Raw genomic sequence first — 1,268 nt, forward strand, 5'->3', positions numbered from 1 at the left:
GAAGAAATAGGTAAATATATAAGTAGGTGGGTGGAATTAAATATAAAATGAACGTAGGTTGGGTTGAAGCATGAAACCCAACGCCCGCATGGGTTACGCTACCGCTAACCCATCCTACAAATAATTGTGCCTACCTACTTACCTAGTTAGAGATAATTTTACTTGAAGAAGGCTTCCCCAGAAAAAAAATCTAGGTGCGATCGCTGTTAAGTCAACCGCACCCCAAACTAATACAAATGCTCACATCTAGCTAACATCATCGTGAGCGAAACGATTATAGAGGAAGTCGAGGGCATAGTTACGCAGACGATAATATTCAGGATCCTCCATAATTCTCTCCCGATCGCGGGGACGGGGGAAATGAATATTCATCACTTCGCCGATTTTCGCTTCTGGTCCATTGGTCATCATTACCAGCTTATCAGCGAGGAAAAGGGCCTCATCGATATCGTGGGTGATCATCAACACCGTACAGCGTTTATCTTGCCAGATTTTCAGCAATTCTTCCTGTAATTCCTCTTTGGTAATCGCATCCAAAGCGCCGAAAGGTTCATCGAGAATTAATACTTCTGGACGGATAGAAAGGGCCCGGGCGATCGAAACCCGTTGTTTCATCCCCCCGGAGATTTGGGGAGGGGTTTTGTCCATAGCTTCGGTTAAACCCACCATCGCTAAATGTTCCCGCACGATCGAGCGTTTTTGTGCCTCTGGAGCATTGGGAGACACCGCATCTACCGCGAGATAGACATTTTCAAAAACGCTTAACCAAGGCAATAAAGCATAGTTTTGAAACACTACCATGCGATCGGGCCCGGGTTTAGTAATTTTCTTACCGTTAACTTTAACGATGCCATCGGTGGGAGAAGAAAAACCCGACACCATATTTAATAGGGTCGATTTACCGCAACCGGAGTGACCGATCACACAGATAAATTCACCTTCATTGATGCTGAGATTAACATCCTTAAGGACGGTGTAGGGGCCTCTAGCAGTGGGATAAACCTTAGAAACTCCTTCAATGGTGACAAAAGCTTCTTTACTGGGGGTCTGGGTTGCTCGGTTAACGGTGTCGGTGGTAGTGTACATGATTAGTCTTTGGGGGAAATTAGTTAATAGGAGCAATGGCTGGGGATAATTGGCTAGGAATTATCCCCTTAGTCGATTTTTAGGCAATTTTGCGAGATTCACTGGCACTAGGACGAGCATCAATAGCCACTTCGGCCATGGTGACGTTTTGTTTGATCTCTAAACTATTGAGATAACCGATC

The 1,268-nt window shown here is 45.0% G+C and carries 1 protein-coding gene; it reads right to left on the reverse strand.

From position 1 onward, the window contains the following. Nucleotides 1–246: 246 nt before the first annotated feature. Complete coding sequence (locus PX482_RS05495; RefSeq protein ID WP_002759200.1) at nucleotides 247–1,086, reverse strand: nitrate ABC transporter ATP-binding protein; 840 nt, start codon at nucleotides 1,084–1,086, stop codon at nucleotides 247–249. Between the last annotated feature and the right edge of the window lie 182 nt (nucleotides 1,087–1,268).

The sequence above is a fragment of the Microcystis sp. M53602_WE12 genome (genome assembly GCF_030065455.1).
GTDB classification, from domain to species: domain Bacteria; phylum Cyanobacteriota; class Cyanobacteriia; order Cyanobacteriales; family Microcystaceae; genus Microcystis; species Microcystis aeruginosa.

Excerpts from the sequence above, each read along its gene's own strand:
- PX482_RS05495 (WP_002759200.1), bottom strand. The coding sequence starts at position 1,086 with ATGTACACTACCACCGACACCGTTAACCGAGCAACCCAGACCCCCAGT.